General features: G+C 46.7%; 17 protein-coding genes and 1 tRNA gene. 7 read left to right on the top strand and 11 right to left on the bottom strand.

The genetic code is table 11. The features are described 5' to 3' along the window. Positions 1–45: 45 nt before the first annotated feature. The gene (locus tag FOC66_RS05490; RefSeq protein ID WP_003747446.1) at positions 46–789 is read right to left on the bottom strand and encodes a pseudouridine synthase; all 744 of its coding nucleotides are present in this window, start codon (positions 787–789) and stop codon (positions 46–48) included. 332 nt (positions 790–1121) lie between these two features. Between FOC66_RS05490 and FOC66_RS05485 the strand changes: the two genes are divergently transcribed. Both FOC66_RS05485 and FOC66_RS05480 read left to right on the top strand, forming a co-directional pair. Beyond that, entirely contained in the window at positions 1122–3203 is a 2082-nt protein-coding gene (locus FOC66_RS05485) for a carbon starvation CstA family protein (RefSeq protein ID WP_003747444.1), read from the top strand. Next, positions 3193–3387, top strand: a complete 195-nt coding sequence (locus tag FOC66_RS05480; RefSeq protein ID WP_003747442.1) for a YbdD/YjiX family protein — start codon at positions 3193–3195, stop codon at positions 3385–3387. Before FOC66_RS05485 ends, FOC66_RS05480 begins: the two co-directional genes overlap by 11 nt. A 117-nt stretch (positions 3388–3504) precedes the next feature. Here FOC66_RS05480 and FOC66_RS05475 read toward each other — a convergent pair whose 3' ends face one another. The 5 genes from FOC66_RS05475 to ppsA form a co-directional block, all read right to left on the bottom strand. Further along, positions 3505–3795 (bottom strand): chaperone modulator CbpM, encoded by a 291-nt coding sequence (locus tag FOC66_RS05475; protein ID WP_003747441.1) that lies wholly within the window; start codon positions 3793–3795, stop codon positions 3505–3507. Between the two features lie 15 nt (positions 3796–3810). Beyond that, positions 3811–4770: a DnaJ C-terminal domain-containing protein gene (locus FOC66_RS05470; protein WP_003747440.1), complete on the bottom strand. Its 960-nt coding sequence runs from the start codon at positions 4768–4770 to the stop codon at positions 3811–3813. A gap of 205 nt (positions 4771–4975) precedes the next feature. Then, complete coding sequence (locus FOC66_RS05465; protein ID WP_003747439.1) at positions 4976–5458, bottom strand: hypothetical protein; 483 nt, start codon at positions 5456–5458, stop codon at positions 4976–4978. A gap of 171 nt (positions 5459–5629) precedes the next feature. Further along, positions 5630–6334, bottom strand: coding sequence for a peptidoglycan DD-metalloendopeptidase family protein (locus FOC66_RS05460; protein WP_003747438.1), 705 nt, complete (start codon positions 6332–6334; stop codon positions 5630–5632). Positions 6335–6604: 270 nt separating this feature from the next. Next, complete coding sequence (gene ppsA, locus FOC66_RS05455) at positions 6605–8989, bottom strand: phosphoenolpyruvate synthase (protein WP_003747437.1); 2385 nt, start codon at positions 8987–8989, stop codon at positions 6605–6607. Between the two features lie 416 nt (positions 8990–9405). Here ppsA and ppsR point away from each other — a divergent pair, with 416 nt between their 5' ends. After that, positions 9406–10227 (top strand): posphoenolpyruvate synthetase regulatory kinase/phosphorylase PpsR, encoded by an 822-nt coding sequence (gene ppsR / locus FOC66_RS05450; protein WP_003747435.1) that lies wholly within the window; start codon positions 9406–9408, stop codon positions 10225–10227. A 56-nt stretch (positions 10228–10283) separates the two neighbouring features. Here ppsR and dcd read toward each other — a convergent pair whose 3' ends face one another. The 4 genes from dcd to FOC66_RS05430 all read right to left on the bottom strand — a co-directional run bounded on the left by dcd (position 10284) and on the right by FOC66_RS05430 (position 13190). Then, a complete protein-coding gene (dcd, locus tag FOC66_RS05445; RefSeq protein WP_003680541.1) occupies positions 10284–10850 on the bottom strand; it encodes a dCTP deaminase in 567 nt (188 codons plus the stop codon). A gap of 125 nt (positions 10851–10975) precedes the next feature. Beyond that, complete coding sequence (locus FOC66_RS05440) at positions 10976–11407, bottom strand: hypothetical protein (protein ID WP_003747434.1); 432 nt, start codon at positions 11405–11407, stop codon at positions 10976–10978. A 23-nt stretch (positions 11408–11430) separates the two neighbouring features. After that, positions 11431–12213, bottom strand: a complete 783-nt coding sequence (locus FOC66_RS05435; RefSeq protein WP_003747433.1) for an ADP-ribosylglycohydrolase family protein — start codon at positions 12211–12213, stop codon at positions 11431–11433. Positions 12214–12290: 77 nt separating this feature from the next. Continuing rightward, positions 12291–13190: a recombination-associated protein RdgC gene (locus tag FOC66_RS05430; RefSeq protein WP_003747432.1), complete on the bottom strand. Its 900-nt coding sequence runs from the start codon at positions 13188–13190 to the stop codon at positions 12291–12293. A gap of 133 nt (positions 13191–13323) precedes the next feature. On the opposite strand from FOC66_RS05430, the gene FOC66_RS05425 reads away from it, so the two are divergent. The 4 genes from FOC66_RS05425 to serS all read left to right on the top strand — a co-directional run bounded on the left by FOC66_RS05425 (position 13324) and on the right by serS (position 23794). Then, positions 13324–13399: transfer RNA gene (locus FOC66_RS05425), tRNA-Glu, on the top strand. Between the two features lie 503 nt (positions 13400–13902). Beyond that, positions 13903–17250: an STY4851/ECs_5259 family protein gene (locus FOC66_RS05420; RefSeq protein WP_003747431.1), complete on the top strand. Its 3348-nt coding sequence runs from the start codon at positions 13903–13905 to the stop codon at positions 17248–17250. Further along, positions 17250–22334, top strand: a complete 5085-nt coding sequence (locus tag FOC66_RS05415) for a DEAD/DEAH box helicase (protein WP_003747430.1) — start codon at positions 17250–17252, stop codon at positions 22332–22334. Before FOC66_RS05420 ends, FOC66_RS05415 begins: the two co-directional genes overlap by 1 nt. Before the next feature lie 164 nt (positions 22335–22498). Further along, entirely contained in the window at positions 22499–23794 is a 1296-nt protein-coding gene (serS, locus tag FOC66_RS05410; protein ID WP_003747429.1) for a serine--tRNA ligase, read from the top strand. Positions 23795–23859: 65 nt separating this feature from the next. On the opposite strand, the gene FOC66_RS05405 is transcribed toward serS, so the two are convergent. After that, positions 23860–24099: a putative hemolysin gene (locus FOC66_RS05405; protein ID WP_003747413.1), complete on the bottom strand. Its 240-nt coding sequence runs from the start codon at positions 24097–24099 to the stop codon at positions 23860–23862. Positions 24100–24186: the final 87 nt, after the last annotated feature.

Genomic DNA, 24186 nt, shown 5'->3' with positions numbered 1-24186 from the left:
GGCCGTCTGAAATGTGTTTTCAGACGGCCTTTTTGTTATCTGCAATTAAAACGATTCGTCAGCGCGTAAATAACGCCATTTGCCCGGCGGCAGTCTGCCGAGTTTGACTTTGCCCATGCGGATGCGTTTCAAGCCGACAACGCGCAGGCCGACCAGCTCGCACATGCGGCGGATTTGGCGTTTTTTGCCTTGTCGCAAAATAAAGCGCAACTGGTCTTCGTTTTGCCATTCGACTTTGGCGGGGCGCAATTTTTCTCCGTCCAAACTCAAGCCGTGGTTGAGTAGGGCGAGGCCTTTGTTGTCCAGTTTGCCGCGGACGCGGACGAGGTATTCTTTTTCGCTGCTGCTGTTTTCGCCAATCAGTTGTTTGGCAATGCGGCCGTCCTGGGTGAGTACCAACAATCCTACAGAGTCGATGTCCAGGCGGCCGGCAGGGGCCAAACCGAATTTGTGCTTTTCGCTGAAAGGGATACGGCTGTCGTCGCCTTCCCAATGGTTGTCGGCGGTAATGAGTTCGGCTGCGGATTTATAGCCTTTTTCTGCCTGCGCGCTGACGTAGCCGACGGGCTTGTTCAGCAGGATGGTTACGCGCGCGGCTTGTTTTTCATGGGCTTGTTTGTTGAGGTCGATGCGGTCGCGCTCGGTGACTTTTTGACCGAGTACGGCGGTTTGGCCGTTGACTTTGACCCAGCCTTGCTCGATGTAGCTGTCTGCCTCGCGGCGCGAGCATAAGCCTAATTGCGCCATGCGTTTGGAGAGGCGCATGGTTTCGGAATCGTTGTTTTGCATGGTATGGCAATATAGAAGAAATGGGAATGTCGGATTATAGCATTGACCGTTTGTCAGGCCGTCTGAAAACTGAATTTTTGGGTTTTCAGACGGCCTTGCGTTTGCTATATGTTAAGGAATATTTGGATTTGAAGTAAAAAATGAAGGGTATATTGTCTGTTTGTGTTAACCTTACGGGCGAACTAATCATTTTGTTTTTTGTCGAATTCGGGTTGAAATGACATTTCACTCATAAAATCTATAAAGACTAAAATGATTGGTCTTTCTAAAGCGCATGAAGGCAGTTTGTTGCTAAAACCAGCTTTCGTGTATCACGTTTTAAGGATAAATCAATGAAATCGCTCAAATCATTTTTGATTTGGGGCATTGTGGTTTTGGTAGGCCTGGCCTCCTTTACCACTTTGGCCCTCAGTCGCGGCGAGCAGGTCAGTGCGATTTGGATGGTTACGGCCGCCATTTCGGTATACTGTATTGCCTACCGTTTTTACAGTCTTTACATTGCCAACCGTGTGATGCAGCTTGATCCTAACCGTCTGACTCCGGCTGAACGCCATAATGACGGCTTGGACTATGTGCCCACACATAAAGGCGTACTGTTCGGCCACCACTTTGCCGCGATTGCCGGCGCAGGTCCTTTGGTCGGTCCTGTATTGGCAGCACAAATGGGTTATCTGCCCGGTACTTTGTGGATTATCTTCGGCGTGGTGTTTGCCGGTGCCGTACAGGATATGATGGTCTTGTTCGTCTCCATGCGCCGTGACGGTAAGTCTTTGGGCGATATCGTGAAACAAGAACTCGGTACCGTTCCCGGCGTGATCGCGTCCATCGGTATTTTGATGATTATGGTCATCATTATGGCGGTGTTGGCGTTGATTGTTGTGAAAGCATTGGTTCACAGCCCTTGGGGTACGTTCACCATCGCAGCAACTATGCCGATTGCCCTGTTTATGGGTATTTACACCCGTTATATCCGTCCGGGCAAAATCGGCGAGATTTCCATCGTCGGCTTTATTTTGCTGATGTTGGCCGTGATTTACGGTGAAGATGTTGCCCGCAGCTCCGTCGGACACTGGTTCGACCTTGACGGCATTCAGCTGACTTGGGCGATTATGATTTACGGTTTCGTGGCTTCCGTATTGCCGGTTTGGCTCTTGCTGACTCCGCGCGACTATCTGTCCACCTTCCTGAAAATCGGTACGATTGCAGCTTTGGCTTTGGGTATCGTTATTGTCAACCCAACCCTGCAAATGCCTGCAGTTACCCACTTTATCGATGGTTCAGGCCCGGTATTCTCCGGTGCATTGTTCCCATTTTTGTTCATTACCATTGCTTGTGGTGCGGTTTCAGGCTTCCATGCGCTGATTTCTTCCGGTACTACGCCAAAAATGGTGGAAAACGAAACCCACGTCCGCATGATCGGTTACGGCGGCATGATTATGGAAAGCTTTGTGGCCATTATGGCGCTGGCTGCCGCCGCTTCGCTTGAGCCAGGCGTGTACTTCGCGATGAACAGCCCGGCTGCGCTGATTGGTACGGATGCCAACACTGCTGCCGAAGTCATCACCACTAAACTGAACTTCCCTGTTGATGCCGCAACCTTGTTGCACACTGCTAAAGAAGTGGGCGAAAACACCATTCTGTCCCGTGCAGGCGGCGCGCCAACCCTTGCAGTCGGTATGGCACACATCATGAGCCGTCTGATTCCGGGCGAAGCTATGATGGCGTTCTGGTATCACTTTGCCTTGCTGTTTGAAGCCTTGTTCATCCTGACCGCGGTTGACGCCGGTACACGCGTTGCCCGTTTCATGATTCAAGACTTGGGCAGTATCTTCTACAAACCATTCGGTAACACCGACTCTATCCCTGCCAACCTGGTTGCAACATTCTTTGCCGTGGCATTGTGGGGTTACTTCCTCTATACCGGCGTAACCGACCCTCTGGGCGGCATTAACTCGCTCTGGCCTCTGTTCGGTATCGCCAACCAAATGCTGGCAGGCGTAGCGTTGATTATGTGTACCGTTGTCTTGGTGAAAATGAAACGCGACCGCTATGTTTGGGTAACCTTGGTTCCTGCTGTCGGCGTATTGTTCGTAACCTGCTATGCCGGTTTGCAAAAACTGTTCCACAGCGATCCACGCGTCAGCTTCTTGGCGCACGCAGGCAAATACCGCGATGCCTTGGCTTCAGGCGAAGTCCTTGCCCCTGCTAAAGACATCGGCGAAATGTCACAAATCATCTTCAACGACCAAATCAATGCCGGCCTGACCGCTTTGTTCCTGGCAGTTGTCGTGATTGTCGCCGTGTACGGTTTGCGTACCGCCATGAAAGCCCGGAAAGTCGGTTGGCCAACTGCTAAAGAAATTCCAGCAGTGTACCGCGACGGTAAACAGCCGGAGGCTCAGCATGAAGCATAAGCTCGCATCTTGGTGGAAAACCATCAAGTTGACAGCAAACTTGATGGCCGGTGTCCCAGATTATGAAAACTACGTTGCCCGCCAGCGCAAACATAATCCCAATGCGCCGGTCATGACCGAGCTGCAATTCCAAGACTACTGCCGCAAACGCCGTTGTGGCGGCAACGGCGGACGCTGTTGTTAATGAAGGCATAAAAAGGCCGTCTGAAAATATTTTCAGACGGCCTTTTATTATGGAATATCAATAAACATCAAAGATTTTGTCTTGTCATCAATATTTAAGCGAACAACTTGCTAATATTTACTCTTCTTCGAGCAGTACCAGCGGACGCTGTATTTTTCTGAGTTCTTCTACCTCGTCTAACAGCCGCATAATCAGCCCCAATGCGGGGATGCCGGCTTCAAAATCACGGCTTAAGCGTTGTGCGCGACGGATGCGGGCAAGATGAAAACCACTGAAGGTGCTTTTTTCGGGAGCACCATCGATGCTGATGATATCTTCTGCTATAAGTTCCAACAGCCAATCGCGACGGCAGCGGCTGGCGGCAACGATTTCTTCAAAAGTAAGGGTAACATCGGAGGATTGAATCATAATTTATCCTTTCTCTTATGCTTGTTTCGCGGCAAAGTGTTCGGCCAATTTTTCCCATGCGGCACGGTCGGCTTCGCTCTCTACTGGCGGAACATTAATGCGGATATTGAGATAAAGGTCTCCGGCTTCTTTTGCTGGAATACCTTTGCCTTTAAGGCGGATGCTTTTACCGCTTTGGCTGTTGGCAGGCAGATTGACCTGCAAGCGGCCTGATGCGGTAGGGACGATGATTTTGCCGCCCAATACGGCTTCCCAAGGTTTGACATCTATTGTTTGATATACGTCTTTCCTGTTTTTGACGTATAAATCAGGTTGGTCGTGGAACTTGATTTTTAAGTATAAGTCACCGTTTTCACCGCCGTTATATCCCGGCAAACCTTGACCGGCCAAACGGATTTGTTGGCCTTCTGCAATGCCTTTGGGGATTTTAACGTTGAGGGTTTTATTTTGATAAACCGCACGTCCGTATTCGTCTAGGGTCGGCACATTCAAAGTCATGCTACGTTCTGCGCCAACATAAGCTGCATAAATATCAATACTCAATTCAGCATGTTGATCCTCGCCTTTTATTGGGCCGCGGGGTTGCTCGGAACGAGTGTGGGATTGGCGGAATGATGAAAAAAGATCTTCAAAATTGAAATCTCCCGCTCCGAACGGCTCGCCTTCATGACGTTCATAGCGGAAGCCGCCTCCGTTAAATCCATTGCCAAACGGATTGCCGCCTTGACCGAACGGATTGCCTCTGGCGCTGCGTCCGTAAGGATTAGCCAACATTTCATCGTATTCGGCCCGCTTTTCTTTGTCGGAAAGCGTTTCGTAGGCACGGTTGATTTCTACCGTACGTTCGGCTGCGTCAGGTTCTTTGCTGACATCGGGGTGGTATTTGCGCACCAGTTTTCGGTAGGCTTTTTTGATTTCGGCCTCATCCGCATCTTTGGCAACGCCCAGTATTTCATAATAGTTTTTTTCTGCCATGTTATTCCTTTGACTGCTCATATACAAAATTCTTATAGTTTTAATAATTGAGGGTAGATATTCTAAAATCAAGGGCGTTGGAAATAAAATTCTCTATTTCTGATAATGATTAATGGATAATTTATTTCTTTGTTTCTAGAGAAATAGAAAATATAAAGGCCATCTGAAATACGGTTTTTCAGACGGCCTTTATCAAATTGGGGTTTTATTTGTCTTGAGCATTTTTTTGTTCGCGGACCACCCATTGGGCAATATCTGAACCCAATACTTTAGAAGTGCGGTTCAGGACGGCGCAAGAGCTCTTATAAGCACCAAACATGCCACCGGAAGAGTTGCGGGTAAAGGTTTTTTTGCCGACTTGTTTACCGTCAACATACAAAGTAGCAGAAACAGCCATCCCTTTGGCGTGGCCGATAAAGGCATTGCCTGCACTCATGGCGGAAGTAATGGCGATATCTGCGTATGTACCTTGTTTTTTACCGTCACGGACAACCGTTACATCGCTTTTGGCTGCGGTTTCTTGCAAAGATTTGGACATGATGCTGCCCACTTCTAAACACTCGGAAACAATACGGGTATCGATTTCTTCTTTGTCGCGGTAAGGAATGCTTTCATCAATATGGACATCCGCGCTGGCAAATGCAGATGCAAACAAGAATGCGGTTGCAAGGATACGGTTAGGAGACATAGTAGAACACCTGAAATGGAATGTTAAAAAGAGTTGTTATTGTATAACGGCGTTTACACTCAATCAACATAAGTTAAATAGGAAAAGATTTTGTTGAAATAGCTGTTATAGCAAGATAATCAAAAGGCCGTCTGAAATAACAGTATTTCAGACGGCCTTTTGATTGGGACATTAATTTGTTCTGGTCAAATAAGGCAGGGGATCGACTGCTTTGCCGTTTAGACGAACTTCAAAATGGAGCTTGACGCTGTCTGTATCGCTGCTGCCCATGGTGGCGATAACTTGGCCGGCTTGGACTTTTTGATCTTTTTGTACTAAAAGCGTGTCGTTGTGGGCATAGGCGGTAATGGTGTAGTCGTTGTGGCTGATTAAAATTAGCTTGCCGTAGCCGCGGACTTCTTCGCCAACGTAGATAACGGTACCGGCTCCGGCGGAACGGATTTGTTGGCCTTGTGTGCCTGCAATATCTATGCCTTTGCTGGTTGTGCCGTTGTAGCGTTGGATAATGGAAGATGAGGCGTTATCGGTCGGCCATTGCAAACTTAACCGATTGATCGGGGTAACGGCGGTTGCTTGGCGTTGCTGCGTAGCAGTATTGCGGGAGGCAACATGACGGCGGACGCGCAATACTTGACCGACTTCGATTTGTGAGGCGTTGGGAAGGTTGTTCCATGCAACCAGTGTATTGACGTTTTGTCCGTAGCGTTTGGCGATTTGGGTCAGGGTATCGCCAGGGCGGACTTTGTAGTAGCCGTCGGGTACGGCGCGGTTGGAAGAGGTATTGTTGCCGGCGCAGGCTGCTAAGACGGCAATGGTGCTGATGAGTGCCAGACGTTTCAAGGCCGTCTGAAAGGTGGAAATAAAGGTTGTATTCATGGGTTGTTTCTAAATGTATCGTTATACTGTATATGATAGATAGGAAGAGTGAAAAAAGGTTCACTCAAAAGGCATGGGATAAAATGCGGAAAGGCAATATAGTACCATTGAGAATTTGTAGATATGGCTGAATATTTTTATATCTTTTTGATGCAAAGGGACTTTTTTGAAAAGGTAAAAGAACGTGAAAGTTCTTTCAGACGGCATTGAATAAGGCAATAAAAATCCCCTGCCGAGATAGACGGGCAGGGGATTTTTGTATCATCGAACTTATTTGTTCAATTCGTTAGCCAGATACAGCCAAGTTTCAATCACGGTATCAGGGTTGAGCGATACGCTTTCGATACCTTCTTGAACCAGCCATTTGGCAAAGTCCGGATGGTCTGACGGGCCTTGACCGCAAATACCGACGTATTTGTTTTGTTTGCGGCAGGCAGAGATTGCCAAGTGCAACATCACTTTAACGGCAGGATTGCGTTCGTCAAAGGAGTCGGATACCAAGCCACTGTCACGGTCGAGGCCGAGGGTCAGCTGGGTCATGTCGTTAGAGCCGATGGAGAAACCGTCGAAGTATTGCAGGAATTGTTCTGCCAATACTGCGTTGCTCGGCAATTCGCACATCATGATCAGGCGCAGCCCGTTTTTGCCGCGTTCCAAACCGTTTTCTTTCAGGGCTTTGACAACAGCTTCGGCTTCACCCAAAGTGCGGACGAATGGAATCATGATTTCGACGTTGGTCAGACCCATTTCGTCACGGACGCGTTTCAAGGCTTTGCACTCGAGTGCGAAGCAGTCTTTGAAGCTGTCAGCGACATAACGCGCCGCGCCGCGGAAGCCCAACATTGGGTTTTCTTCGTGCGGTTCGTAAATGCTGCCGCCCACCAAGTTGGCGTACTCGTTGGATTTGAAGTCAGACATACGGACGATGGTTTTGCGTGGGTAAACCGAAGCAGCCAAAGTTGCTACGCCTTCCGCGATTTTATCGACATAGAAGTCGACAGGAGAAGCGTAGCCGGCGATGCGGCGGGTAATTTCCGCTTTCAATTCGTCGTCTTGTTTGTCAAATTCCAACAAGGCTTTCGGGTGGATACCGATTTGGCGGTTGATGATGAATTCCATACGTGCCAAGCCGATGCCTTCGCTAGGCAGGTTGGCGAAGCTGAATGCCAACTCAGGGTTACCAACGTTCATCATCACTTTGACAGGGGCTTTAGGCATGTTGTCCAAAGCAACATCGGTAATTTGTACGTCCAACAGGCCGGAGTAGATGAAGCCGGTATCGCCTTCGGCACAAGATACGGTAACTTCTTGGCCGTCTGAAAGCAGATCGGTTGCGTCGCCGCAGCCGACTACGGCAGGAATACCTAATTCACGCGCGATAATCGCTGCGTGGCAGGTACGGCCGCCGCGGTTGGTCACGATGGCGGAAGCACGTTTCATTACGGGCTCCCAATCCGGGTCGGTCATGTCGGTAACGAGTACGTCGCCTGCTTCAACGGAATCCATCTCGGAAGCATCTTTCACCAGGCGTACTTTGCCTTGGCCGACTCTTTGACCGATGGCACGGCCTTCGCACAAGACAACTTTTTCGCCGTTTATGGAGAAGCGGCGCAGGTTGCGGCTGCTGTCTTCTTGGGATTTCACGGTTTCAGGACGGGCTTGCAGGATGTAGAGTTTGCCGTCCAAACCGTCGCGGCCCCATTCGATGTCCATTGGGCGGCCGTAGTGTTTTTCGATGGTCAGCGCGTAATGGGCCAACTCGGTAACTTCGGCGTCGGTAATGGAGAAGCGTTGACGGTCTTCTTCAGGTACATCGATGTTGGTGACAGATTTACCGGCTTCGGCTTTGTCGGTAAAGATCATTTTGATTTGTTTCGAACCCATGGTTTTGCGCAGGATAGCCGGTTTGCCTGCTTTCAAAGTAGGTTTGAATACATAGAATTCGTCAGGGTTGACCGCGCCTTGTACGACGTTTTCGCCCAGGCCGTAAGAAGAGGTAACGAAAACGACTTGGTCGTAACCGGACTCAGTATCGATGGTGAACATCACGCCGGACGCGCCGCTGTCGGAGCGCACCATGCGTTGTACGCCTGCGGAAAGGGCAACGATGTCGTGTTCGAAGCCTTTGTGGACACGGTAAGAAATGGCACGGTCGTTGTACAGGGAAGCGAATACATGGCGCATGGCTTCTTTAACGTTTTCCAAGCCGTTGATGTTCAAGAAGGTTTCTTGTTGACCGGCAAAAGAAGCATCCGGCAGGTCTTCTGCTGTTGCGGAAGAACGTACGGCAACGGAAATGTCCGCACCACCGGCATCGGCAACCATTTTGTTCCAAGCTGTTTCGATTTCAGCATCCAGCTGCTCAGGGAACGGAGTATCCAAAATCCATTGACGGATTTCTTTACCCACGCGCGCCAACTCGGCAACGTCTTCAACATCCAGTTGTTTCAGGGCTTCGGAAATACGCTCGCTCAGACCATTGTGAGCCAGGAAAGCGCGATAGGCTTCGGCAGTGGTCGCAAAACCACCGGGAACGCGTACGCCTTTTTCAGTCAGTTGGCTGATCATTTCGCCCAAAGAGGCATTTTTACCGCCCACTCGCTCAACGTCAGTCATACGCAGGTTTTCAAACCAAATAACGTAGTTTTCGGCCATTTGTGTGTCCAATCCAATCCAAAAATGTTAAAAAAGAAACAAATCCGCCTGCTTATTGTAGCCATTCGTTTGATGGCTGTCATGTGTTTTATCTTTTTTAAAATCACAAATTCGTCTGTGATACTGTGCTTTTCAAGCGTGTAGTCTTCTGAAATGTGAATATCAGATTCATGTTTTTGTGAGTTATCCTATTGTTAAATATGGAAAACAAAATAAGTTAATAAATTTAATAAACAAGATTTATTTTGCAATTTTAGAATAAAATTCCACAAAAAATCAAAAAATAAAATTTTGTGCCAATCTAAAAATTGTTCAAATTTGTTGTAATCCTGTGTAATCTGCCGGGAATCGCTTTATTGCAAAGGCTGTAACTGCTATGATTGTCGTCTGAAACGTTACCCTCAAGAGGATTCATTATGACTGATCCACGCCAAGTCTTCTATATTTCCGACCGAACCGGCCTGACCGCCGAAAATATCGGTGAAGCCTTGCTGAACCAATTTGGCAATGTTGAGTTCAAACGCCATACCTATCCGTTTATCGATACGCCTGAAAAAGCGCGTGCTGTTGTAGATAAAGTCAACCAGTCCGCCGAGAAATTCGGAGTGCGCCCGATTGCTTTTGTCAGTGTGGTCAATGACGAAATCCGTGAAATCATCAAGAAAGCCAATGCGTTCCATATTAATTTCTTTGAAACTTTTCTCGGTCTTTTGGAAAAGGAACTCAATACGGAGGCGGTTGCCGCCCAGCAGGGGCACCACAGTATCGGCAATACCCAACGCTATGATGCGCGTATGGAGGCGGTCAATTTCTCACTGAATCATGATGACGGTGTCAGCGATAAAAACCTGCAGGAAGCGGATGTAATTTTGATGGGCGTGTCCCGTTCGGGTAAAACGCCGACCTGTCTCTATTTGGCCCTGCAATACGGTATCCGCGCCGCAAACTATCCATTGATTCCCGATGACTTGGAATCAACCGATTTGCCGCGTATGGTCAAACCTTACAAAGACAAGCTGTTTGGTTTGACCATTCAGCCTGAGCGTCTGCAGGCTATCCGTCAGGAGCGTCGTCCTAATTCGACCTATGCCAAAATCGATACTTGCCGCAGCGAGATTGCCGATGCGCAAAATATGTTCAAACGCCACGGTATTCCGTTTACCAATACTACGGACAAATCTGTGGAAGAACTTGCCGTCCATATTTTGCAGGCTTGCAAGCTGAAACGCCGTTTTTAACTGAAATGATAAAAGGCCGTCTGAAAGTTTCAGACGGCCTTTTTTTATTTTGTATATTAAGTCTTAGGCAGGGTAACACCGGTTTGCCCCATGTATTTGCCGTTGCGGTCTTTGTATGAAGTTTCGCAGACTTCATCGCTTTCAAAGAACAAGACTTGGGCCACGCCTTCGCCTGCGTAGATTTTTGCCGGTAGCGGCGTGGTGTTGGAAAATTCAAGCGTAACGTAGCCTTCCCACTCCGGCTCGAACGGGGTAACGTTGACGATAATGCCGCAGCGTGCGTAGGTGGACTTGCCCAAGCAGACGGTCAGGACGTTGCGCGGGATGCGGAAATATTCGACTGTGCGCGCCAAAGCAAAGGAGTTGGGCGGAATGATGCAGCAGTCGTCTTCAACTGTAACGAAGTTTTTCGGGTCGAAGTTTTTCGGGTCGACGATGGTGCTGTTGATGTTGGTGAAGATTTTGAATTCATTGGCGCAACGGATATCGTAGCCGTAGCTGGACGTGCCGTAGGAAATGATGCGCTGGCCGTTGGCCTCTTTGATTTGGTTGGGCTCGAACGGCTCAATCATGCCGTGTTCTTCGGCCATGCGGCGTATCCATTTGTCGGATTTAATGCTCATGGTGGTTGTCCTGGGGTAAGGGTTGTTTGGAAATTCTTTGAAATCAACACGACAGCCTTTAGACAGGCTTGTCAATTGATGTTTCAGACGGCCTAAAAGCTGGATAAGGCCGTCTGAAAGGCTGTTTATTTGGTTTTGGAAGCAGATTTCTTAGCCAGTTTGACTTCTTTAATCATACCGTCTTCGCATTTCATGATGAAGACGGGTGTGCCGTTTTGGGAGGCGGTAAAGTTTCCGTGCGCCCTGCCTTTTTTGAACACGCCCTCCAGCGTCATATTGCGTAATTTGGCGCTGTTGGAGGAGAAAGGTTCGATAAAGGTCTCGCTGTTGCCGGAAACGGTATATACGCCTTTGCCGTCAAATTTGCCGTTTTTAAAGGCGCCGACATAGCTGCGGCCGTCTTGGCATTTCCATGTGCCTTTGCCGGATGGTTTGCCGTCTTTGCCAATATCACCATCGTAAACGCAACCTTTTTCCTGATAAGGATTGATGGTTTCGGCAATGGCAGGCGTACCCAGCATGAAGGCGACGGGAAGTAGGGCAAGGTATTTCATCATGATTGTTCCTTTTGCAGGCGGTTTCAGACGGCCTGATATTGGGATTCAAAAGTCAGCAGGGTTTCAGCAATGCGGCGTGGCAATATGGCTAAAGCGTGTTCGCGCATGGATGCAGAGATACCATGGTAGGCTTCGGCAATGCTGCCGGTAATGGCTGCCAAGGTATCACTGTCTCCGCCCAGGGAAACCGCCAGTCGGATGGCGTGTTCAAAATTATCGCTTTCAAGAAAGGCGGTAACTGCTTGAGGTACGGTTTCCTGACAGCTTTCGTTGAAATGATAATGCGGGCGGATTTGGTTGCAACTTTGGCTCAAATCATAGCCGAATTGTCGCGTAATGTTTTCTTTGATTTGCGCTTTGCCCATGCCGGTACGCGCCCAAAAGATGGCGGCGGCTACGGCTTGCGCGCCTTTAATGCCTTCCGGGTGGTCGTGCGTTACGGCGGCGGATTGTTCGGCAAAATGCAGGGTTTCTTCCAATGTGGCAAATGCCCAGCCAACGGCAGAAACACGCATGGCAGAGCCGTTGCCCCAGCTATTATAAGGTGCAGGATTTTTCCATTCTATCCATTGTGAGAAGCGGCTGCCATATGCGCCTTTTGGACAGGGATATGCCCTGCACCAGCCTTGTAAAATAGAGGCTAAATTATCGTTGCAGCCTTGTAAAACCCAGTCGGCAATGGCAACAGTGCAAATCGTGTCATCGGTAAAGTCGCTGTCGGGGCTGAAAATATCGAAATCGGTGTGACGGTAGTTGTCAAACTCGAATCGTGATCCGGCAATATCGCCGATGACTGCGCCCAACATCATGACATCCTTTCTGATACTTCTATTTATATTTCAGACGGCCTTTGATATTCCCAATCGAAAGGCCGTCTGAAAAATTACTCTTGCCAGCCGCCCAAATAAGAAACCAGTTCTTCCAACATGGTGCTGATGGCTTCGGTCATCAGGATTTGCGAGGCAAAGGCGAGGCTGGCGGCATCGTCGCCGTTGCTTTCCGCTTCTTCTTGCAAAACGTCCAGATACTGGATGCGTTTGAGCGTAAAGTCTTGGGTGAGGATAAATGCGATTTGTTCGCGCCATACCAAGCCCAGCTGGGTAACGGTTTTGCCGTTTTTGACGTGTTGTACCACTTCGTCGGCGGTCAGGTCTTGTTTGGAAACTTTGACGACTGGAACAACATCGCCTACGCCTTTGAGTTCGCAATCGCTGTCCAATTCAAAACCGCCTTCGCAATGGCCTTGCAGCAGCCAGCTGGTCATCAGGGAGGAGGGCGATTGTTTTGTGTTGGGCAGGGCTGCTTCCAAACCGCCCAACGCTTCGCGCAGTTTGGTCAGGATGTTTTCCGCTTTGGCAGATGCGGCATTGTTGACTAAAAGATACCCGTGGCGCGTGTCGAAAATCGCCTGTGTGCGGCTGCTGCGCGTAAAGGCACGGGGCAGCAGGTCGTCAGTAATCTGTTCTTTCAGCTCTTGTTTTTCCTTACGGCCGACATTGCGCGCTTCGTTGTTTTGGATTTCCAAAACCTTTTCATCCAAAATATCGCGGATCACGCCGGCAGGCAGGACTTTTTCTTCTTTTTTCAGGGCCACGCGCCAAGTGTAATCGGCAGGGAAAACCAGCTCGGGTGAAAAGGAAACCGGCGTGGCAAAGCCTTCGCTAAACCAGTCCAAACCCTGACAATGGGCAAATTCGGATTGCGCCAATTTGTCGGCAAGGACTTCCAATTCGGGCAACTTGTCTTTGTTGAGCGGATAAAAACTGATTTGCTTAAACCACATGGCGAGTTTTCCTTTTTATTAAAACCGGCATTATACAGGGAAAATAACATACGGAAATCGGCAACATCTTTAAAAAAGCAGTAAAGGCGTTGACAGAAGAAAAGGCTTTCTGTATAGTTCGCGCTTCGGTTACGCGCCCATCGTCTAGAGGCCTAGGACACTGCCCTTTCACGGCGGCAACCGGGGTTCGAATCCCCGTGGGCGTGCCATATTTTGAATAAACCCTTACTAAAAAATAGTAAGGGTTTATTTCTTTGTCACTATGGTACTGCTTGTACATCTTTAAACTCTACTGTAAACGTGGGCTAGGAGCGAAATACTCGGCCTATTCGACATTTCTGGGTGTTCTACATTAACTAAAAATAATGTATCGATGACTGGTGGATGGGTACCATCATTCAGAAAAGGCAAAAGAGTGTCTCATTGATGTAATTGATGGTCATTAAACTTAGAAGATAAATAGGGGAAGAAATTGTGAAAACGAAAATCATGTTGAAAGTACTGAAAAAAGAATAGATTAATTTCCCTTCTATGAAATCCATTGAGGAGGTGTATATTTAATAAGCCTATCTGTAAGTTTTTGGGTTGTAGGCGTCTGATATGCTATTTTTTATATTAGGTTTGTAAGATTGGTCTAGGTGCTGCACTTAAAATCCAAATGTTTTTTATATGCTGATATAATTTCGATCTAAGTCAATTGCCAATTTTTATTATGAAAAATCTTACAAACCCGTTTAAGAGTTGGTTATCACATTTCTTTTTTAATCGTGATCCACTTAATCCTATTCCGAATGGTGGGCCACTGTATACTTATGCAGTTAATGAAAATGAATACCGTGAACTGTGTGCACTGTTTTATCGTAAGCCTTTTTTGATATCGGGTTCTGTTTATCAGGAGGAATGGTGTGCCTGTTACTGTCTGGCAGTTAGTGAAACTTATCGGCGTGAGTATTCGGGTGGTGAATGGAGTTGGGCATTTTTCGATAATGTAATAGGTACGCAATTTGATAATGAACAGCAACGTTACAAATATTTGAAAAAAGGGTTGGCATATTGGCGGCGAGAATGGAAATATGACGCTGCTAAAAATACGCGTTATCTTGGTACATTAGTTGCTGAAGGTGGATTACCACTGAAAATGCTTGCAGCTGATGATAATGCTATTCGCAATATTATTGATTATGGCTTGAAAAAATATCAGGAGAGTATGGAAACTTTCCGCCCTTTAGAAGAATATATTGCTGAAAGAGTGTATAGACTGGCACAAGTATTTCGTGATACTGCGGCTGTTATTCTATTTGCCGATACAGTCAGAGCGCTAGTCAAGCTCGCTGAGCGGTTTGACTTGAAGAATAAACGTAATTTGGTTGAATACCTAGATCAGGCAGATAGTGGTTGGCGCAGTGAGTTTCCTTTTGCTTTGGATGGGAAACAGGTAGATGCAGTTATCAACCGCTGGTTGGGTAATGCAGCAGACGAACGTCAAAAATTGGAAAAGCAAGAGTTCTCCTGTCGGCATTATGTAAAGGAGGGAGGTTGGTGCTTGCATGCTAAAATCGGGTTACCTGAAAAATTTAGTTTCCCTATTCAGAATTATCAGGGTGAAACGGTTTTACAATGGCAAATTTTTGAAGGAGAAGAGCCAGTTGCCCAAATGGGAGCAACAGTATTTGCTTCTCTTAGTGATACAGGCGGAGAGCTAACATTCAAACTTCCTTTTGGGAAACAGCTTGATTTTGTCCGAGAGAAACCTAGTCTACCTTTGTCTGTGCGAGTGTTTGCTGGCGGGCGACTGCTCTATACCAAGTTGTTTGGAGATACTGGATTTGATGAAGATGCACCGCTGGTGTTTCACTCTGCTCAAGATCAACGTTGGCAACTGTTCTCTACTAATGAATACACGCGCAGTAAAGATAGGGATATTTTGATTCATCTACCAGACGGTTTTAGGTTGTCTGAAAATGAAAATGTCTCCTATTTGGGCGGGCAGTGGTTTAAGTGTTCGGACGGACTGACTGCTCGTCATGCGGATGGGCGAGAAATAGTTGTTGTGCAAGCTAATCAGACAGAACAGAGTATTTTGCATGGGAGACTGTTTTATCACTGCCAAAATACTGATGGTTTACCTGTGTATCGTGGTTTTCCTACTCTGCTAACGCCCCCTGACTTATCTCCGACGCACATCAAAATCAACGGCGAGGTCCAATCAAATATCTGCCCGAACTATTATGGTACATTTCAGGTGGCTTTCTATAAGGGTGCAATTTGTTTGTTGCGGCGTAAAATTACTGTCCTGCCTGAAGATTTTTCCTATACTTGGCAAGCAGCAAGCAACAAAGATCCCGCCATTTTAAATGTTAATACTTCCGAAAAGGTTTTCATAGATGTCTTTGCCAAGCATCTAGATATCACACAAATCCATTCTCGATTTAGATTTATCTGCCAAACTGAGGATAGTAATTATCCATCTCATATTATTCTTGCAGTTGGAAGTAACCCTGTTCAAGCTGCACGATTAAGACTACCTCTACCGTTTAATGGTGCGTATCTATATGATGAAAAAGGTAGAATTGATGATTGCCGTCTGAATATCAATCAGTTGCTAGGCAAGTGGATAATGGTATATTCCTCCGCATCGACCGATATGAGGCTGGTATTTAAATTATCGGATAATGTGCATGGTCGCCCCATTTCTATCAGCGAACGTTTGTCAGCAGATGGTTCGGTGCAGCAGTTTTTCTTAGATCAATGGAAACCGCAACTTTTGCAGCTTTTATCGTGCAGCAGTAGTCAAGATGCCCAGGTAGAAATTACAGTGTGCCATATGGGTTCAGAGAACCCTTTGATACGGCTTATCTTGTCTCGTTATAATGGTCTAGTTATGTGGAATAATCAGTTTTACCGTTTCGGTATTCTGGCAGTGACAGATGCATTACGAAAAAGCTTCGTCATCAAACGGCAGGCAGAAGACGAATTGACTTGCCGAGAAGCGGTAGTAAACATCATGCGCTTGGATGCACCTGAAAAAGGTGCACAAAGGCTGCCTGAAAGCGCAATGAGGATAAATGGGCATTATCAACTGTCGTCCGAACAATATGATGAAGGATTGTGGTTGATTTACCCTGCGCCTGAATCACCAGTTCAATTCCGTCCTGCTATATTTGAAAACAGCAGTGAAAAATTTATCGAACCATTTCAACATCATTCCCTGCATATTGCTGCACGCGCTTTCCATCCAAACCACAATCCCGAAGCTATTAGCCGTATCATTACGGAAATGGTGGGTAATCCTGAGCATTCTGGTTGGCTGTATTTTGAGAGCCTAAAGCAGCATTTTTCTCATCTGCCATTGTCAGTATTTGAAACATGGAAAGCCTTGGTACAACAGCCCAAAGCCTTAGCTTTGGCGGTATTACGCTTAGGGTTGGATGGTGTATTTTGCGAGCGGATGCGTAACGAATTAGCTGTGGTATGGGAGTGGTTAGCTCTACAAGATTGGTTTGCTGCCATAAGTACGTACAAACCATACATTCGTACCAAAATTGCAGCTACAGGCTTGAATCCTGATGATTTTCCCTTGTCTGAAAACTGTATTCCTACAAGTGTGTTGTGCCATGACGAGATTTTACGCAATCATGTATTTAAAGGATTTCTTTCAGAAATAGAAATGATAGTGGTGGAAAACACGCTTGGGGAAATTTTCGACAAGAAGCACGATTCACGTTATAACCGCCATTACAATGCATTGCGTCAGAATAAAAACCAACGTATTCCTGAAACGCTTTCGGATGGTCTGCAAAAATGGTTGGAGAAACAACAGGATGTATTTTTCAATAAAGTACGCAGTCTGTCCAAAGTTCCTTTTGACCGTACAGTTGTCTGGCTACCAGTATTTACTGCCTGTGTTAAAGCAGGCAATGCGCAGCCTTCAGATATCATGCCATTAGAAATGACTGCTGCACAGTTTGCTGATGCTTTTTATCGTATTTACGCTTTGGATGCAGAATGGTTTGATTACGTCTGCGCTTCCCTGAGCTGCTACCTAGTGAGTGAATCATAATGAATACCGACACCATGCAAACTCTTTCCGGATTGATAGAGCAAAGTCTGAACCGTATCAAGGAAGCTACTATTGGCGTATTGGATATTACAGATAATCAATTGCGCAGTCACCTGCGACAATTGATTAGCAATGAATTGGGTAATGAAAACTGTTTTCTTGCTGACCCTGTTGTTGAACATACCTTTGGTTGGAAAAGCGCGGACTGTACCTTTGCAGATTTGGTAAGACAAAACCTGTTTTCTACAAAACTTACAGATGTGTTAGCAGATGCAGACAGATATGGTTTTCCCAAAACTGCCCGCCCTTATACTCATCAGTTGCAGGCATGGAAGCATCTTCTGGGGGATGCTCCAAAATCTGCCATCATTACGAGTGGCACAGGATCAGGTAAAACTGAATGTTTTATGATTCCGATCTTAGAAGATCTGATACGTCGCCAAACGTTGGAGAAAACAGCACTTATCGGTGTTCAGGCTCTGTTTCTCTACCCACTTAATGCTTTAATCAATTCTCAAAAGGAACGTTTGGATGCATGGACGAAACCTTTTGGTAACAAAATTCGCTTTTGTCTTTATAACGGTAACACAAAAGAAAGTGCTGGAACACGTGACAAAGATCAACCTAACCAAATCTTGTCACGGGAATTGCTACGCAAAGAGCCTCCGCCTATCCTACTTACTAATGCCACTATGTTGGAATATATGCTGGTGCGCCAAGTAGATGCCCCTATTTTGGAAAAATCTCGCCAAACAGGTTCATTGCGCTGGATAGTATTAGACGAGGCACATAGTTATATCGGATCGCAGGCGGCAGAAATTGCACTGTTATTACGCCGTGTAGTACACGCTTTCGGCAAAAAGCCCGAGGACATACGCTTTGTTGCTACATCAGCCACCATTGCTTCCGACAAAGCAGCAGACGAACTTCGCTGCTATCTTGCTGATTTGGCTGGGGTACCAAAGGAACATGTCCTGGTAGTTTCTGGAAGCCGCGATTTTTTGCCGATTAGTGTTGCCGATGGTAGACAGAGCATCGCAGATATCACATCTATTAAGGACGAAACCGAACGCTTTGCAGCCCTTTGTCAAAGTGTAATGGCCACTACTCTGCGTAATTGTCTGACAGCTAATACCCAACCTTACACGTTGAACCAATTGATACAGGCAACGCAAGCATATTTGCTTTCTGATAGCCTTTATGAACAGCAGCGTGAAGTTTTAGACTGGCTGGATGTTATGACTCAGACAAAGCCGTCTGAAAATGCTGAACCATTTTTAAAACTGCGTTTGCATCTATTTCAATCAATGCTGCACGGGTTATGGGCGTGTGCTGACCGTCATTGCAGCAAAAAAGAAGGTTACCTTAAAGACTGGCTATTTGGACAGGTTTATCTTAACCGCAGAACTAAATGTGATTGTGGTGCTCCTGTGTACGAATTAGTGTTGTGCCAAGATTGCGGTACACCGCACTTGATGGCGCAGGAGCATGACGGTATTTTGCAGCAGTGCGATACCTACATCACCGATGAGTTTGCACTCAATCCTGAGCCTGCAGCTAATGACGAAGAAGACAGTGGTGACGACGCAAACCCAATTTCAGATGGTCTACAATTCATATCCCGCAATAAAGTGCTTGCAGCCCCAGTCGATATGCAGTCTGAAGGCTATACGGTACAAAAAATCGATAAAGAAACTGCGCAAATCGGCGTACAGCAAGGTAAAACTTTTGAGTTGGCTTTGGATTTCTCCCTACAGGCCTGCTGTTCCGCCTGCGGCAAAGAAAACCAAAGAATGCCGTTTTATCATGGACAATATTTGGGTGCACCGTTTTATGTAACCCACGCTGTTCCGACTGTATTGGAATTTTGTAGTGATGCTGAAAATGATCCGCAATCGCTACCCGCTCGTGGACGGCGATTAATTACTTTTACTGACAGCCGTCAAGGCACAGCGAGAATGGCGGTAAAAATGCAGCAGGAAGCAGAGTATTCCAAATTGCGTGGTATGGTGTTTGATGTATTGGTGCAGGGAACAGGCAAAGCAGAAGCCATGTTGCCTGAGTTGGTTGCACTGATGCAAGCTAATCCTGATTTGGTTGCATTGATGCAAGCTAATCCTGCTTTGGCAGAACAAATTCTATGGAAAGGTTCTAGTGGTAAAAAAACTCATCTTACTTGGGATGATATGTGCCGTACACTGCGCGATAAAGCTGAAATGACGCAAGATTTACTGCCTTACAATCGAGAAACCAATCCCAGCATATTTAATGATCCTAGTGGCAACGGAGCAGAAAAGCTGGCAGAGTTGCTACTGGCACGCGAATTTATCCGCCGCCCAAGAAATGCCAATAGTTTGGAAACCTTAGGTTTGACAATGATTTGTTATCCTAGTCTGGATAAAATCAGCACAGTGCCTGATGGTTGGGTAGAGACACGCGTTTTAAATCAGGCAGACAATCCAAGCAAGCCGCTGGATTTGGATGATTGGAAAGCATTTTTAAAAATGATTTTGGATTTTCATGTCCGTGAAAATTCCTTTACCAATTTAGATGAGCAGAAAAAACGATGGTTGGGCAAACGCTTTTCGGGAAAATCCCTGCTGCCGCCCGATACCAGAGAAAAGCAAACTTTGCGTAAACGAGCTTGGCCGCAAGTTCGAGATAAAGGCCAACAGCCTCGAGCAGTCAAAATTTTGCAGGCGGTTACAGGTCTGGATATTCAAAACCCTTTGGCTAAACACAAAATTAATTCGTGGCTGAAAACTGCGTGGAAACAATTGACTACTGGTAGCAATATCCTGTATCCCGATGCTGATGCTTGGAAAATGCCGCTTTCAGCAATGGCGTTTAAGTTACCTGAAAAAGAAATGTGGATTTGTCCGCAAAGTCACCGCCTGATCGATACTACTTTGCGCGGTGTGTCTCCTTATTTGCCTGGTAACTGGCAGGAAATGCCGTCTGAAAAACTGTTTTGCAGCAAAACTGAGATTCCAGATTATTATCGTTTTAAACAGGATGCCACTGCTGAACCTCGTCGTAGCCAAATGCGTCGTTTGCTGAGGCAAGATAAAGATGTAGGCCACTTGCGCCAAGAAGGTTTGTGGAGCAATTTGAACGATAAAATCGTAGAAGGAGGTTTCTACTATCGTGCGGCGGAACATTCAGCACAAATTGCATCTACACAATTAAACAGATACGAACAGATGTTCAAAGAAGGGAAAATTAATGTATTGAGCTGCTCTACTACAATGGAAATGGGTGTGGATATCGGCGGTATGGCAGCAGTGGTAATGAATAATGTACCACCACACCCTGCTAATTACCTGCAACGTGCCGGTCGTGCAGGCCGTCGTAGCGAAGCAGCTGCAATAGCTTATACACTATGCAAAAATGATCCTCATAATCGCCGTGTATTTACCAATCCAAAATGGGCGTTTACTACTGCTATTGCTGCTCCGAAAGTATCGTTAAGCTCTGAAAAAATTGTCAGCCGCCATATGCATTCGCTCTTATTGGCAGCATTTCTTGCCAAGCGCAGCGATACAGGCAAAGACCGTACTAAGCTGAATACTGCTTGGTTTTTCAATCCAACCCAATCTGTTTGGCAGCAGTTTTGCGACTGGATGAACTCACCAGAATGCTCTGCTATTGACCAAGCTTTGGGTAAACTGGCGGCAGGTACTGCTTTGGAAGGAGTACCATTGACACGTATCAAAGCAAGTGCTAAACAGCGGCTGCTGGAATTGGCAGAGAATTGGCAGGCTGATTTTCACAATATCAACCATAAAATTAAGCAAACTAACAGCGATTCATACAAGAAAGCCTTAAATCGCGAGAAACAACTACATGAAAATGAGAACCTGCTTGGCTATCTGGCGGTAAACGCATTTCTACCTGGTTATGGTTTCCCTACTGGCATAGTAGAAATGAAAATCCGTAAAATGGAAGACTTACGCCGTGAACGAGAGGAGCGAGAAGATAATCTGTTCATCCGCAAAGAAAACCCAAGTCGTAGTTTGGATATTGCACTGCGTGAATACGCACCTGGTTCGGATGTTGTATTAGATGGGCGCGTATACCGTTCTGCTGGCATCAATCTACGGGTAAAATCGGATGAACGAGGTAAAAACGAAGACCAACGTTTCGATACTGCGTGGCGCTGTAAAAACTGCGGTACATCTGGCGTGACGCGTTACAAATATAGCTGTAATGATATCCAATGTTCTCACTGCGGTGAAAATATTCCTTTTGATGAACAATGTACGGTACTAACCCCAACAGGTTTTTTGACTGACTTTTTTGAAAAAAGTAGCAACGATGTTTCCTTCCAAACATTCGTTCCTATCCAGCCTCCTAGAGTACAATTGGATGATGAAACTGTAGCCTTTCTAAAACATGAGTGTGGTGAAATTAGATATGGTAGTGACGGTAGAGTACTGTTTCGCTCTAGTGGCAAGCATGAAAAAGGTTTTGCGGTTTGCATGAGATGTGGTAGGGCTGATTCCATGACTGACGTAGGTGAACTGCCTAATGTATTTTTGGGTGAGTATCATAAAACCTTGGGTGGTGGTTTGGATCTTAGCAGTAATAGTAAAGATTGTCCTAATAGTAATGTTCAGATCAATATCCATCTGGGCCATCATATCTCAACCGATGTATTGGAAATTGCTCTGAAAAATCCACAAACCAAGGCATGGCTAGGCAGTGGAGATAAAACTACCGCCCGCACGATTGCCGTTGCTGTACGCGATGAAATTGCTGCTTTTTTGGGGATAGAAACTACTGAAATGGGCTATGCCGTGCGAGCAGATAGAGATTTGGAAACAGGTGCCGTTCGCTGTTTGATTCAGATTTACGACAAAGCCGAAGGGGGCGCAGGTTTCGTTTTATCTGCTGTAGATGACATCAACGGTATCATAAGTCGCGCTTTAGACCGTTTGAATTGTCCAGCTGATTGTGGTAGCGTTTGTCAGCATTGCCTGGCGGGTAGTGATAGCAATGTGGAGCGAGAAGAACTGGACCGTCATCATGCTTTACGATGGCTTGAGGAAGCTCAATTGAAGCAACATTTGAACTACCAGTAAGTATTTTGTGTGCCGATAGTTATACTCGTGGGCGTGCCAAAATTCTTAAAAAACGCTCCTGCTTTTTGCAGGGGCGTTTTTTGTTTTCAGACGGCCTGTCGCTGTGAAAATATCTTTAAATTGGTTTACAATAATGCCATTCTGAATCTAAACGAGAGAAAACAATGTTAGACATCCAATTGCTCCGCAGCAATACCGCCGCAGTTGCCGAACGTTTGGCCGCACGCGGTTATGAGTTTGATACCGCGCGTTTCAACGCTTTGGAAGAGCAACGCAAAGCCGTTCAAGTAAAAACAGAAGAGTTGCAGGCTTCGCGCAACAGTATTTCCAAGCAGATCGGTGCGTTGAAAGGCCAAGGCAAACACGAAGAGGCTCAAGCTGCGATGGATCAGGTTGCCCAAATCAAAGCAGATTTGGAGCAGGCTGCCGCTGATTTGGATGCCGTTCAGAAGGAATTGGATGCTTGGCTGCTGAGCATTCCGAACCTGCCGCACGAAAGCGTGCCCGTCGGTAAAGACGAAACTGAAAACGTTGAAGTCCGCAAAGTCGGTACGCCGCGCGAATTTGACTTTGAAATCAAAGACCATGTTGATTTGGGCGAACCTTTGGGTTTGGATTTTGAAGGCGGCGCGAAACTGTCCGGCGCGCGCTTTACCGTCATGAAAGGCCAAATCGCCCACCTGCACCGAGCGCTGGCGCAATTCATGCTCGATACGCACACGCTGAAACACGGCTATACCGAGCATTACACGCCTTATATTGTGGATGACACCACTTTGCAAGGCACGGGCCAACTGCCTAAATTTGCAGAAGATTTGTTCCATGTTACCCGCGGCGGCGATGAGAGCAAGAAAACGCAATATCTGATTCCGACCGCCGAAGTGACGCTGACCAATACCGTTGCCGACAGCATCGTGGCCGGCAGCGATTTGCCGTTGAAATTGACTGCGCATTCCCCATGTTTCCGTTCCGAAGCGGGCGCATACGGTAAAGACGTGCGCGGTTTGATTCGCCAACACCAATTTGACAAAGTGGAAATGGTGCAAATCGTTCATCCGGAAAAATCATACGAAGCGCTGGAAGAAATGGTCGGCCATGCTGAAAATATTTTGAAAGCGTTGGAACTGCCATACCGTGTGATTACTTTGTGTACCGGCGACATGGGCTTCGGCGCAACCAAAACCTACGACTTGGAAGTTTGGGTTCCTGCGCAAAATACCTACCGCGAAATTTCCAGCTGCTCCAACTGCGAAGATTTCCAGGCTCGCCGCATGAAAGCGCGTTTCAAAGATGAAAACGGTAAAAACCGTTTGGTACATACTTTGAACGGCTCAGGCTTGGCAGTCGGCCGTACTTTGGTGGCTGTTTTGGAAAACCATCAAAATGCCGACGGCAGCATTAATGTTCCTGCTGTGTTGCAACCGTATATGGGCGGCGTGACCAAACTGGAAGTAAAATAATCGCTGTTTAAATGAAAAGGCCGTCTGAAACTTGGGTTCAGACGGCCTTTTATATGATTGGGCAATTATTTGTTGTGTTGATGGAAATATTCCCATTCTTCAACGACTTCACCGTCAGGCAAGTGGCACACGCCGTATTCGTTGCCGTCTTTGTCTTTTTTGATTTCGGATTTGCCGCCTTGTTTGACGCAGAACTCAGAAGCCGGATTGGCCACGCCGACGTTGGGGGATTCTTGTTTTTCAGAAGCGGAGCAGGCGGCTAAAGCAGTGGCGGCAGCAAGGCTGAGGATAAGGGTTTTGATCATGGCGTGTCTTTCATTTGAAGGATAAAAACAAGCGGATTATAGGGGGCGCTTGCGTTTAATGGCGTTAACCAGATTAAAGGCCGTCTG

The organism is Neisseria mucosa (genome assembly GCF_013267835.1).
Classification (GTDB): domain Bacteria; phylum Pseudomonadota; class Gammaproteobacteria; order Burkholderiales; family Neisseriaceae; genus Neisseria.
The sequence above is the reverse complement of the archived record's forward strand: the minus strand, read 5'-3'. Positions and strand labels throughout refer to the sequence as shown.

Excerpts from the sequence above, each read along its gene's own strand:
- FOC66_RS05490 (WP_003747446.1), bottom strand. The coding sequence starts at position 789 with ATGCAAAACAACGATTCCGAAACCATGCGCCTCTCCAAACGCATGGCG.
- FOC66_RS05485 (WP_003747444.1), top strand. The coding sequence starts at position 1,122 with ATGAAATCGCTCAAATCATTTTTGATTTGGGGCATTGTGGTTTTGGTA.
- FOC66_RS05480 (WP_003747442.1), top strand. The coding sequence starts at position 3,193 with ATGAAGCATAAGCTCGCATCTTGGTGGAAAACCATCAAGTTGACAGCA.
- FOC66_RS05475 (WP_003747441.1), bottom strand. The coding sequence starts at position 3,795 with ATGATTCAATCCTCCGATGTTACCCTTACTTTTGAAGAAATCGTTGCC.
- FOC66_RS05470 (WP_003747440.1), bottom strand. The coding sequence starts at position 4,770 with ATGGCAGAAAAAAACTATTATGAAATACTGGGCGTTGCCAAAGATGCG.
- FOC66_RS05465 (WP_003747439.1), bottom strand. The coding sequence starts at position 5,458 with ATGTCTCCTAACCGTATCCTTGCAACCGCATTCTTGTTTGCATCTGCA.
- FOC66_RS05460 (WP_003747438.1), bottom strand. The coding sequence starts at position 6,334 with ATGAATACAACCTTTATTTCCACCTTTCAGACGGCCTTGAAACGTCTG.
- ppsA (WP_003747437.1), bottom strand. The coding sequence starts at position 8,989 with ATGGCCGAAAACTACGTTATTTGGTTTGAAAACCTGCGTATGACTGAC.
- ppsR (WP_003747435.1), top strand. The coding sequence starts at position 9,406 with ATGACTGATCCACGCCAAGTCTTCTATATTTCCGACCGAACCGGCCTG.
- dcd (WP_003680541.1), bottom strand. The coding sequence starts at position 10,850 with ATGAGCATTAAATCCGACAAATGGATACGCCGCATGGCCGAAGAACAC.
- FOC66_RS05440 (WP_003747434.1), bottom strand. The coding sequence starts at position 11,407 with ATGATGAAATACCTTGCCCTACTTCCCGTCGCCTTCATGCTGGGTACG.
- FOC66_RS05435 (WP_003747433.1), bottom strand. The coding sequence starts at position 12,213 with ATGTTGGGCGCAGTCATCGGCGATATTGCCGGATCACGATTCGAGTTT.
- FOC66_RS05430 (WP_003747432.1), bottom strand. The coding sequence starts at position 13,190 with ATGTGGTTTAAGCAAATCAGTTTTTATCCGCTCAACAAAGACAAGTTG.
- FOC66_RS05420 (WP_003747431.1), top strand. The coding sequence starts at position 13,903 with ATGAAAAATCTTACAAACCCGTTTAAGAGTTGGTTATCACATTTCTTT.
- FOC66_RS05415 (WP_003747430.1), top strand. The coding sequence starts at position 17,250 with ATGAATACCGACACCATGCAAACTCTTTCCGGATTGATAGAGCAAAGT.
- serS (WP_003747429.1), top strand. The coding sequence starts at position 22,499 with ATGTTAGACATCCAATTGCTCCGCAGCAATACCGCCGCAGTTGCCGAA.
- FOC66_RS05405 (WP_003747413.1), bottom strand. The coding sequence starts at position 24,099 with ATGATCAAAACCCTTATCCTCAGCCTTGCTGCCGCCACTGCTTTAGCC.